This is a genomic window from Streptomyces sp. NPDC007095 (assembly GCF_040634475.1).
In the GTDB taxonomy this organism is placed as follows: Bacteria; Actinomycetota; Actinomycetes; order Streptomycetales; family Streptomycetaceae; genus Streptomyces.
Genome location: NZ_JBEYFS010000164.1, coordinates 17,408 through 28,619, shown reverse-complemented (window position 1 = coordinate 28,619; position 11,212 = coordinate 17,408). Strand labels below are relative to the sequence as shown.

General features: G+C 70.0%; 9 protein-coding genes. 6 read left to right on the top strand and 3 right to left on the bottom strand.

Annotated features, from left to right (window positions below; all coding sequences use genetic code 11):
• Nucleotides 1-97: 97 nt before the first annotated feature.
• Nucleotides 98-1,459, bottom strand: coding sequence for a type I glutamate--ammonia ligase (gene glnA, locus ABZ656_RS40220; RefSeq protein ID WP_101405523.1), 1,362 nt, complete (start codon nucleotides 1,457-1,459; stop codon nucleotides 98-100).
• A gap of 328 nt (nucleotides 1,460-1,787) precedes the next feature.
• On the opposite strand from glnA, the gene ABZ656_RS40215 reads away from it, so the two are divergent.
• On the top strand, nucleotides 1,788-2,978 hold the full coding sequence (locus tag ABZ656_RS40215) for a globin domain-containing protein (protein WP_360275095.1): 1,191 nt from the start codon (nucleotides 1,788-1,790) through the stop codon (nucleotides 2,976-2,978).
• A gap of 144 nt (nucleotides 2,979-3,122) precedes the next feature.
• On the opposite strand, the gene ABZ656_RS40210 is transcribed toward ABZ656_RS40215, so the two are convergent.
• Nucleotides 3,123-3,584 carry an Rrf2 family transcriptional regulator gene (locus ABZ656_RS40210; RefSeq protein ID WP_101405521.1) on the bottom strand — a complete coding sequence of 154 codons (462 nt, stop codon included), beginning with the start codon at nucleotides 3,582-3,584 and terminating at the stop codon, nucleotides 3,123-3,125.
• 195 nt (nucleotides 3,585-3,779) lie between these two features.
• Here ABZ656_RS40210 and ABZ656_RS40205 point away from each other — a divergent pair, with 195 nt between their 5' ends.
• From ABZ656_RS40205 to ABZ656_RS40185, 5 genes are all read left to right on the top strand, one after another.
• Complete coding sequence (locus ABZ656_RS40205) at nucleotides 3,780-4,448, top strand: DUF3105 domain-containing protein (RefSeq protein WP_360275091.1); 669 nt, start codon at nucleotides 3,780-3,782, stop codon at nucleotides 4,446-4,448.
• A gap of 5 nt (nucleotides 4,449-4,453) precedes the next feature.
• Nucleotides 4,454-5,086 (top strand): DUF305 domain-containing protein, encoded by a 633-nt coding sequence (locus ABZ656_RS40200; RefSeq protein WP_101408182.1) that lies wholly within the window; start codon nucleotides 4,454-4,456, stop codon nucleotides 5,084-5,086.
• 18 nt (nucleotides 5,087-5,104) lie between these two features.
• A complete protein-coding gene (locus ABZ656_RS40195; protein WP_360275088.1) occupies nucleotides 5,105-5,341 on the top strand; it encodes a hypothetical protein in 237 nt (78 codons plus the stop codon).
• A gap of 480 nt (nucleotides 5,342-5,821) precedes the next feature.
• On the top strand, nucleotides 5,822-7,771 hold the full coding sequence (locus tag ABZ656_RS40190; protein ID WP_360275085.1) for a S53 family peptidase: 1,950 nt from the start codon (nucleotides 5,822-5,824) through the stop codon (nucleotides 7,769-7,771).
• 251 nt (nucleotides 7,772-8,022) lie between these two features.
• Nucleotides 8,023-9,777: an NAD+ synthase gene (locus ABZ656_RS40185; RefSeq protein WP_180362542.1), complete on the top strand. Its 1,755-nt coding sequence runs from the start codon at nucleotides 8,023-8,025 to the stop codon at nucleotides 9,775-9,777.
• Nucleotides 9,778-9,932: 155 nt separating this feature from the next.
• Here ABZ656_RS40185 and ABZ656_RS40180 read toward each other — a convergent pair whose 3' ends face one another.
• Nucleotides 9,933-11,156, bottom strand: coding sequence for an MFS transporter (locus ABZ656_RS40180; protein ID WP_360275081.1), 1,224 nt, complete (start codon nucleotides 11,154-11,156; stop codon nucleotides 9,933-9,935).
• Nucleotides 11,157-11,212: the final 56 nt, after the last annotated feature.

Here is an 11,212-nt window from a genome sequence, read left to right as displayed (position 1 = left end):
CCCACGTCAGGGCAGACAGAAGCACCCCCGGCGCACGCCACGGGATTTACCACGCCCCCGGCGCGCACCGAAGGTGCGCTGGATCGCTGACCTGCGTCTACAGCACCGGCAGGTTCTTGCGGAGCTCGAAGGCGGTGACCTCGGAGCGGTACTCCTCCCACTCCGACTTCTTGTTGCGCAGGAAGAAGTCGAAGACGTGTTCGCCGAGGGTCTCGGCGACGAGTTCGCTGCGCTGCATGAGGGTGAGGGCCTCGCCGAGGTTCTGGGGCAGGGGCTCGATGCCCATCGCGCGGCGCTCGGCGTCGGAGAGGGCCCAGACGTCGTCGTCGGCGCCGGGCGGGAGCTCGTAGCCCTCTTCGATGCCCTTCAGGCCTGCGGCCAGGAGCAGGGCGTAGGCCAGGTACGGGTTCGCGCCCGAGTCGAGGGAGCGGACCTCGACGCGTGCGGAGCCGGTCTTGCCGGGCTTGTACATCGGGACGCGGACGAGGGCGGAGCGGTTGTTGTGGCCCCAGCAGATGTACGAGGGGGCCTCGCCGCCGGCGCCGGCGGTGCGCTCCGAGCCGCCCCAGATGCGCTTGTAGGAGTTGACCCACTGGTTGGTGACGGCGGAGATCTCCGCAGCGTGCTTCAGCAGGCCCGCGATGAAGGAGCGACCGACCTTCGACAGCTGGTACTCCGAACCCGACTCGTAGAACGCGTTGCGGTCGCCCTCGAAGAGGGACAGGTGCGTGTGCATGCCGGAGCCGGGGTGCTCGGAGAAGGGCTTGGGCATGAACGTCGCCTGGACGCCCTGCTCCAGCGCGACCTGCTTCATGACCAGGCGGAACGTCATGATGTTGTCGGCCGTGGAGAGCGCGTCGGCGTAGCGCAGGTCGATCTCCTGCTGGCCGGGGGCGCCCTCGTGGTGGGAGAACTCGACCGAGATGCCCATCGACTCCAGCATGGTGATCGCCTGGCGGCGGAAGTCCATGCCGACGTTCTGCGGGGTGTGGTCGAAGTAGCCGGAGTTGTCGGCCGGGGTCGGGCGCGAGCCGTCCAGCGGGCGGTCCTTCAACAGGAAGAACTCGATCTCCGGGTGGGTGTAGAAGGTGAAGCCCAGGTCGGAGGTCTTCGCGAGGGCGCGCTTGAGGACGTAGCGCGGGTCCGCGAAGGACGGGGAGCCGTCCGGCATCAGGATGTCGCAGAACATGCGGGCGGTACCGGGGGCCTCCGCGCGCCACGGCAGCACCTGGAACGTCGACGGGTCCGGCTTGGCGATCATGTCGGACTCGTACACACGGGCGAAGCCCTCGATGGCCGAGCCGTCGAAGCCGATGCCCTCGTCGAAGGCCTGCTCCAGCTCGGCCGGAGCCACGGCCACCGACTTGAGGAAGCCCAGCACGTCCGTGAACCACAGCCGAACGAACCGGATGTCCCGCTCCTCCAGTGTCCGGAGCACGAACTCCTGCTGCTTGTCCATCTTCCGCTTCCACCCATCCTTGCTGGTCAGGTCGCCTGCTCCCACGCCTCGGGGACGGTCGGGGCACCTGAGCATCCCACCACAACACCATTTCATGCGCGTTGCGGACCATGATCGCCCGGGCGACCGCGGTCTGAACGCCTCGCGTACGGGAGGTGTCCTGCTCTGGTGCCCATACTGCCTGCTCATCCGCCTGTCCGTAATGGCCGACCCTCAGACTCTCTCCCCGGGAGCTTTAATTTGCATCTTAGATGCAACTTTTATTACTGTGCGGGGCAGCCACGGGGACCGCAATCCCCCTTCCGACCCAGGCATTTGAGGAGTCCCCATGCTGTCCGAGCAGTCCGCCGCCACGGTGCGCGGCACCCTCCCCGCCGTCGGCGCGGCCATCGGCGAGATCGCCGACCGCTTCTACGACAGGCTCTTCGCCGCCCACCCGGAACTGCTCCGCGACCTCTTCAACCGCGGCAATCAGGCCTCCGGCACCCAGCGCCGGGCCCTCGCGGGATCCATCGCCGCCTTCGCCACCCACCTCGTCGAGCGGCCGGACGAGCGCCCCGACGTGCTGCTGAACCGCATCGCACACAAACACGCCTCCCTGGGGATCGCCCCCGAGCAGTACGCGACCGTGCGCGAGCACCTCTTCGCGGCGATCGCCGAGGTCCTCGGCGACGCGGTCACACCCGAGGTCACGGCCGCCTGGGACGAGGTCTACTGGCTGATGGCGAACGCCCTCATCACCATCGAGCGGCGGCTGTACGCGCAGCACGGCGACGGGAGGGGTGGGTGGCGGGTCTGGGAGGTCGTGGAGCGCGTCGAGGAGACCGCCGACGTCGCCACCTTCCGACTGCGCCCGGCCGACGGGGGGCCGCTGCCGGACTTCCGGGCGGGCCAGTACGTGTCCGTACGCGTCGAGCTGCCTGACGGCGCCCACCAGATACGCCAGTACAGCCTCTCCAGCGCCCCCGGCTCCCCCGTACGGCAGATCGGCGTCAAGCGGGTGCACGGTGAGGCCTCGGGCCCCGACGGCGAGGTGTCCAACCACCTCCACACGCGTGTGCACGTCGGCAGCACGATCGAGCTGTCCGCGCCGTACGGGGATCTGGTGCTCGACGACACGGACGCGCCGGTGCTGCTCGCCTCCGCCGGCATCGGCGTCACCCCGATGATCGCCATGCTGGAACAGCTCGCGCTCACCGGACACCGCGCCCCGGTCACGGTCGTCCACGCCGACCGCTCCCCCGCCGACCACGCGTTGCGCGCCGACCACGAGGCGTACGCGGCGAAGCTCGCGGACGCCGCCGTCCACTTCTGGTACGAGCAGGACGCCGAGGGTGCCGGCCGCACCGGGCGCGCGGACCTCTCCTCCGTGGCCGTCGCGCCGGGCACGCGCGCGTACCTGTGCGGGCCGCTGCCCTTCATGCGGGCGGTGCGGGGGCAGCTCGTCGACAAGGGGGTGGCTCCGGCCGACATTCACTACGAGGTGTTCGGGCCCGACTTGTGGCTCGCGCAGGGCTGAGGCGGTTGACGGATGACGGATACCTGACGGCAGGCGGCAGATAGCAGGCGGCGGACTTCAGGTAACAGGTATCAGACATCAGATGGCGGATGACAGATAGCAGATGACAGATGACAGATGACAGATGACAGATTTCGTCAGGTGTCATCCGTCATCGGATGTCAGAGCCGAGGTCGGCCTGCCGGAGATCCCCAGCAGCAGCGGCCCCGTAGGCGCGGCGACCACGTCCGCCACCGTCAGCGGGTCCAGCGAGGCGAAGAACGCCTCCTGAGCCCGCCGCAGCGCGCTCCGCAGCCGGCAGCCGGCGCGGAGCGGGCAAGGCGTGGTCCCTTCGCAGTCGACCACGTCACCGTCGCCCTCGAAGGTGCGGACGATCGCGCCGACCGAAGCCGTACGCCCCGCTTCGGTGAGGCCGAGGCCACCGCCGCGGCCGCGGCGGGCCGCGAGCAGTCCGAGGTGCTGGAGCTCGGCGACGACCTTCGCGGCATGGGTGTAGGGGACGTCCATGTCCGCGGCGACCTCGCGGGTGGTGGGGGTCGACCCGTCGGCGACGGCGAGCCGCATCAGGACGCGCAGGGCCAGGTCGGTGGAGCGCAGCAGCCTCATGCCGCCAGCGTAGTTAATACGCATCTACCGCTCAAATTATCCGTACGGAGCAACCGGACAGGGCCGCGTCCCACCTTTGCGGAGCTGCGCCACAGGGTGTCTCCTTTGGACATTCTGTGCCCTCCCTTCGTACTGAGCACCCTCGCCCCATTACGATCAGCGGACCCGACCGTCCCATCCCCATAAGGACTCGCCATGGGTTCCGCCAAGAACACCACCTCCGCGCAGCGCAAGGCGCGCATAGAAGAGATGCGCAAGGCCGAGCGTGCCCGGGAGCGTCGTAACCGGATCCTCACGATCACGGCCAGCACGGTCATAGTCGCCGGTCTCGTCGTCGGCGGTGTCGTCCTGGTCAAGTCGCAGTCCGACGGCGGCGGCACTTCGGCGAGCGACTCGAAGGGCGGCTCGGGGCACTTCGTCACGGGCAAGGACGGCGTGGAGACCTGGTCGGGGACGCTGTCCCGCAACCACGTCACCAAGACCGTGAAGTACCCGATGGAGCCCCCGGTCGGCGGCAACCACAACCCGGTGTGGATGAACTGCAACGGCGACGTCTACAGCAAGGCGATCAACAACATGAACGCCGTGCACTCGCTGGAGCACGGCGCGGTGTGGGTGACGTACAACAGCAAGGCCTCCGGCGCCGACGTGAAGGCGCTCGAAGCGAAGGTCAAGAAGACGCCGTACACCCTGATGAGCCCCGTCGAGGACCAGAAGGACCCGATCATGCTGAGCGCGTGGGGCAAGCAGCGCACGGTGACGAGCGCGAGCGACCCGAACGTCGACAAGTTCTTCGCGGAGTTCGTGCAGGGCAAGCAGACGCCCGAGCCGGGCGCCGCCTGCACCAACGGCCTGTCGCAGTGAGCCAGATGCGCCAGGTGGGCTGGATCGCGGGAACCACGGCGGCGGTACTGGTGGCCGCCGGGGCGATCACGTACGCGGTCGCCGAGAGCGACGGCTCGGGGTCCTCGGGGACGAAGGTGCCGTCGGCCGGCTCGGCGGACGCGGGATTCGCGCGGGACATGGCGGTCCATCACCAGCAGGCCGTCGAGATGTCGTACATCGTGCGCGACCGTACGGACAACGTGGAGGTACGACGGCTCGCGTACGACATCGCGCAGACGCAGGCCAATCAGCGCGGCATGCTGCTGGGCTGGCTCGACCTGTGGGAGCTGCCGAAGGTGTCGGCGGACGCGCCCATGACGTGGATGGGCATGGGCGACATGGCGTCCGGCAAGGACGGCGCGCTGATGCCCGGCATGGCGACCAACACCGAGATGAAGAAGCTGAACACGCTGAGCGGCAAGCAGGCGGAGGTCTTCTACCTGCAGTTGATGACCGACCACCACAAGGGCGGCATCCACATGGCTGAGGGCTGCGTCGCGAAGTGCACGGTCGGCGTGGAGAAGAAGCTCGCCCAGGGCATGGTCGACGCGCAGCAGTCGGAGATCCAGCTGATGGCGGACATGCTCAAGGAACGAGGCGCGAAGGCCCGCGACTAGGGCCTGGGTGGACGGGCGGTGACGGTCCTCGCGGGCGATCCCGAGAGCCCTCACGATGGTCGCGGTGCCGAGGTCGAGGAAGACCCGCAGGGCGACCACCTCCCGCCGGCGCCGCAGCAGTCCGCGGAGCACGGTCGGCGGCGCCGGGTCGACGCCGCCCGGCCCGGCATCCGCCGGGTCGTCCTGATCGTCGCGGTCGCGCCGACGCCACTCCGGGACACGGGTGTTGAGCGCCGGTGTGAGCACCGGTGTTGAGCGCCGTCCGCACGATCGACGCGCGCGGGGCGGGCGCAGCCGCACCCTGGGCCAGGCGGCGAGGACCCTGGCAAAGACCTTGGCGAGGGCCCGGGCGGACGCCCCTGCCACGCCGGTGGAACTCTTCGAACTCCAGTTGCTTCAAAGCCCCCGCGCGCCCCGGGCCGCGAAGCGCTTACCGTCGCCGGGACGAACCACGAACCTGCCGATGTCGCAATACGCTTACGGAAGCCGGGAACCCCTTTACAAGAAAACGAGGGATATCCCTACATCCGGGGTGAGGGTGACGTCATACCGTCCCAAACACCCTTCAATCGCGGCCACTTGGTGTTTCCTTGGCCTTCTCATTCCCCTGGCATGAACGGTTCATCGCCAGAGTGACCCCCAGCGTGATCCATTCCGCGTGCCCTCGGTTCCGGCACACGGTTTCGCGCATCACGAACGACCACACATGCGACGAACCGCATCGCAGGGGGTTTTATGAGATCCAATCGCGCCACCATGCGCGCCGGGGTGAGCATGGCAGCGACACTGCCGCTGCTCGCCGGCGCGCTGGCGCTCGGTATACCCACGGCCAACGCCGCGGACGGTCCCAGCCGGGACACCCTCGCGGGCACCAAGCCCGCGTGGGCCACGGCGAAGGCGGACAAGGGGGCCTCGTCCGACAACTCCCAGGTCTCCGCCCGGGTCTACTTCGCCGGCCGGAACGCCTCCGGTCTGGCCGCGTACGCCAAGGCCGTGTCCGACCCGAACTCGGCCTCGTACGGCAAGTACCTCAGCGCCAAGCAGACGCAGGCCCGCTTCGGTGCCACCAAGGCGCAGGTCGCCGCGGTGACCTCGTGGCTGAAGTCGGCGGGCCTGAAGGTCACCGGCACCACGCAGCACTACGTCTCCGTCACCGGTGACGTGGCCGCCGCCGAGAAGGCGTTCGGCACCCAGCTCCACAACTACGCCAAGGGCAACAAGACCTACCGGGCGCCGTCGAAGACGGCCTCCGCGCCGGCCGCCCTCAACGGCGCCGTCCTGACCGTCACCGGCCTGGACAACGCCCCGCACAAGGCGACGCACGACGACACGCTGCCGCCCCCGGACGCGGTGTTCAAGAACTCCGGGCCGTTCTCCTCGTACTTCGGCTCGAACATCGCGAGCACCCTGCCGGACGCGTACGGCACGAAGATCCCGTACGCGATCCAGGGCTACACCGGCAAGCAGCTGCGCGCCGCCTACGGCGCGGGCAAGCGCACCGGCAAGGGTGTGCGGGTCGCCATCACCGACGCGTACGCCTCGCCGACCATCGCGTTCGACGCGGCCACGTACGCCAAGAAGCACGGTGACTCGGCGTACAGCAGCAGCCAGCTGCGTCAGGTGCTGCCCGGCACCTACACGCAGACCGAGGGGTGCGGAGCGGCGGGCTGGTACGGCGAGGAGACCCTCGACGTCGAGGCCGTGCACGCCGTCGCGCCGGACGCGAACATCACGTACGTGGGTGCCGCGTCCTGCCTCGACAACGATCTGCTCGACTCGTTGAACAAGATCGTCGACAACCACCTGGCCGACATCGTCTCCAACTCGTGGGGCGACATCGAGGCCAACCAGACGCCGGACCTCGCGGCCGCCTACGACCAGACCTTCCAGTTCGGCGCGGTCGAGGGCATCGGCTTCTACTTCTCCTCCGGTGACAACGGTGACGAGGTCGCCAACACCGGCACGAAGCAGGTCGACACCCCGGCCAACTCGGCGTGGGTGACGGCGGTCGGCGGTACCTCGCTGGCGGTCGGCAAGGGTGACACGTACCAGTTCGAGACCGGCTGGGGCACCGAGAAGGCCGCCCTCGCGGCCGACGGCAAGAGCTGGACCGGCTTCCCGGGCGCGTTCACCTCGGGCGCGGGCGGCGGCACCAGCAAGACCGTGGCGCAGCCCTTCTACCAGAAGGGTGTCGTGCCCGGCGCGCTCGCCAAGGCCAACGGCACGACGGCCATGCGCACCGTGCCGGACATCGCGGCGGTCGCCGACCCCAACACCGGTTTCAAGGTCGGCCAGACGCAGACCTTCCCGGACGGGTCCCAGCAGTACAGCGAGTACCGGATCGGCGGCACCTCGCTCGCCGCGCCGGTGATCGCGGCCGTCCAGGCCCTGGCCCAGGAGGCGCGCGGCGGCAAGGCGATCGGTTTCGCCAACCCGTCGATCTACGCGAAGTACGGCTCCAAGGCGTACCACGACGTGACGGACACCCCCACGGGCTCCGAACTCGCCGTGGCGCGCGTGGACTTCGCCAACTCCTTCGACGCGTCGGGCGGTCTGCTCACCTCCGTCCGCAGCCTCGGCAAGGACAGCTCCCTGAAGGCCGTACGCGGCTACGACGACGTCACCGGTGTGGGCACGCCCACCTCGGGCTACATCGAGTCGTACCGCTCCGACCACGGTCACTGACGGTCCTCCGTCGCATCTCCGCTGCGCCCGCCCCTCGTCGAGGGGCGGGCGTCCGCGTTTCCGGGCTTTCCGGGCGTGCGGCCGGCGATGCCGGATACCCCATGGTGGTAAGCAGCCCGGGCATGACGACGAGGAGCCTGCAGCGGTGGGGACAGGCGGCCCTGTTCCCGCGTCGGCGCGCCGGCGGCCGGGCGTCTCCACGTGGGGCGCCCCACACCCCATTGTGTCGCTCTGACGATTACACTGGGCCCGTGCCTCAACTACGCCTCGCCCTGAATCAGATCGACTCGACCGTCGGCGATCTCGCCACCAACGCCGAGGCGATCGTCCGCTGGACCCGGCACTCCGCCGAGCAGGGAGCGCATCTGGTGGCGTTCCCCGAGATGGTGCTGACCGGGTATCCCGTCGAGGACCTGGCCCTGCGGTCGTCCTTCGTCGAGGCCTCCCGCGCGGCGCTGCGCGCGCTGGCCGGCCGGCTGGCCGACGAGGGCTTCGGGGAGCTGCCGGTGATCGTCGGCTACCTCGACCGGTCCGAGACCGCCCAGCCGAAGTACGGGCAGCCGGCCGGCGCCCCGCAGAACGCCGCCGCCGTGCTGTACGGGGGCCGGGTGGCGCTGACCTTCGCCAAGCACCACCTCCCGAACTACGGCGTGTTCGACGAGTTCCGCTACTTCGTACCCGGCGACACCATGCCGGTCGTGCGGGTGCACGGGGTCGACGTGGCCCTCGCCATCTGCGAGGACCTCTGGCAGGACGGCGGACGCGTGCCCGCGGCCCGGTCCGCCGGGGCCGGGCTGCTGCTGTCCATCAACGCCTCGCCGTACGAGCGCGACAAGGACGACACCCGGCTCGAACTGGTGCGCAAGCGGGCCCAGGAGGCCGGCTGCACCACCGCCTACCTCGCCATGATCGGCGGGCAGGACGAGCTGGTCTTCGACGGCGACTCCATCGTGGTCGACCGGGACGGGGAGGTCGTCGCGCGGGCGCCGCAGTTCGCGGAGGGGTGTGTCGTACTGGACCTGGACCTGCCGGCGGGCGCCGCCGAGCCGGTGACGGGTGTGGTGGACGACGGGCTGCGCATCGAGCGGCTGGTGCTGTCGCAGGAGCCGTTGCCGTCGTACGAGACGGAGCTCGCCGGCGGGTACGCGGAGCGGCTCGACGCCGACGAGGAGGTCTACTCGGCACTGGTCGTCGGACTGCGGGCGTATGTCGCGAAGAACGGGTTCCGGTCCGTGCTGATCGGACTGTCCGGCGGCATCGACTCGGCGCTGGTCGCGGCGATCGCGTGCGACGCGCTGGGCGCGCAGAACGTGTACGGGGTCTCGATGCCGTCGAAGTACTCCTCGGACCACTCCAAGGGGGACGCGGCGGAGCTGGCGCGGCGGACGGGGCTGAACTTCCGGACGGTACCGATCGAGCCGATGTTCGACGCGTATATGTCGTCGCTGGGGCTGACCGGACTGGCCGAGGAGAACCTCCAGTCGCGCCTGCGGGGCACCACGCTGATGGCCATCTCCAACCAGGAGGGGCACATCGTGCTGGCGCCAGGGAACAAGTCCGAGCTGGCGGTGGGGTATTCGACGCTGTACGGCGACTCCGTGGGCGCGTACGGGCCCATCAAGGACGTGTACAAGACGTCGGTCTTCCGGCTGGCGGAGTGGCGGAACCGGTCGGCGGCCGAGCGGGGGCAGACCCCGCCGATCCCCGAGAACTCGATCACCAAGCCGCCGAGCGCTGAGCTCCGTCCCGACCAGGTCGACACGGACTCCCTCCCCGACTATCCCGTGCTGGACGCGATCCTCGAGCGGTATGTGGACCGGGACGAGGGGGCGGACGGGATCGTCGCGGCGGGGTTCGATCGGGAGCTGGTGGTGAAGACGCTGCGGATGGTGGACACGGCGGAGTACAAGCGCCGGCAGTATCCGCCGGGCACGAAGATCTCCGCCAAGGGGTTCGGGAAGGACCGGCGGCTTCCGATCACCAATCGGTGGCGCGAGCACGCGTGACGCCGTGGGGGGCGGGGGTGAGTTTTTTCGCCCCCGCCGCCCCTGCCCGTCCCATCCCGTACCCGGGGGCTCCGCCCCCAGACCCCCCGGGTCGGCTGCGGGCCTGTGGGGGCCGGCGCGCAGTTCCCCGCGCCCCTTGGGCGCGGCTCCTTGTGTCAGTGATGGGCGTGTTCCGGGTGCAGGGGCACGTGGGTCGCGACCAGGCGGCCCGGCGTGGGGGCGGGGACCTCGGCGCGGCGGCGGTCCACGGCGTACGCCGTCGCGGCGACCGCGAGGCCGAGGACGGCGAGCAGAGCCCCCGCCAGCGCGGGCGACGTCGTACCGAAGCCCGCGGCCAGCGCGATGCCGCCGATCCACGCACCGCCGGCGTTCGCGAGGTTGAACGCGGCCTGGTTGGCGGAGGACGCCAGGGACGGCGCCGCGGAGGCCTTCTCCATGACCATCAGCTGGAGGGGCGAGCCGGTGATGAAGGCGGCGGTACCGAGCAGGGTGACCGCGACGGCCGCACTCCACTGGGCGCTCATCAGGACGGGGAACAGGGCGAGGACCGTGACCAGCGAGACGAGTCCGCCGAAGAGAGTGCCGCGCAGGGAGTGGTCCGCGAGGCGGCCGCCCACGAGGTTGCCGGCCGTCGCTCCGACGCCGAACAGCGCGAGCAGCAGCGTGACGCTGGAGTCGGCGTACCCGGCGGAGTCCGTCAGCATCGGCGTGATGTAGCTGTACGCGGAGAAGAGGGCGCCGAAGCCCGCGACCGTCGTACCGAGCGCCAGCCACACGGGGAGCGAACGCAGGGCCGCCAGCTCGCCGCGCAGGCCGCCCGTGGGGGCGTGCGTGTGGTCGCGCGGGATGAGGAACGCGAGCGAGGCTATCGCCGCCAGGCCGATCGCGCTCACGCCGAGGAAGGTGGCGCGCCAGCCGAAGTGCTGGCCGATGAAGGTGGCGACGGGGACGCCCGCGATGTTCGCGACGGTCAGGCCGAGGAACATCAGCGAGACGGAGCGCGCCTTGCGCTCGGGGGCGGCGAGGTTGGTGGCGACGACGGCGCCGACGCCGAAGAAGGCGCCGTGCGGCAGACCGCTGACGAAGCGGGCGGCGAGCAGCCAGTGATAGTCGGGGGCGAAGGCGGAGAGCGCGTTGCCGGCCACGAAGAGCCCCATCAGGGCGATGAGGACCTTGCGGCGGGACATCCGGGCGGTGGCCGCGGCGAGCAGCGGGGCGCCGATCACCACGCCGAGGGCGTAGGCCGAGACGAGGTGTCCGGCACTGGGGATGGATATGTGGAGGTCGTCCGCGACGTCGGGCAGCAGGCCCATCATCACGAACTCGGTGGTACCGATGCCGAAGGCGCCCACGGCTAGGGCGAGCAGGGCCAGTGGCATGAGGGGCCTTTCAGAGGAGCGGAGTGCACTGACGAGAAGAGGACGGGCGGGGACGA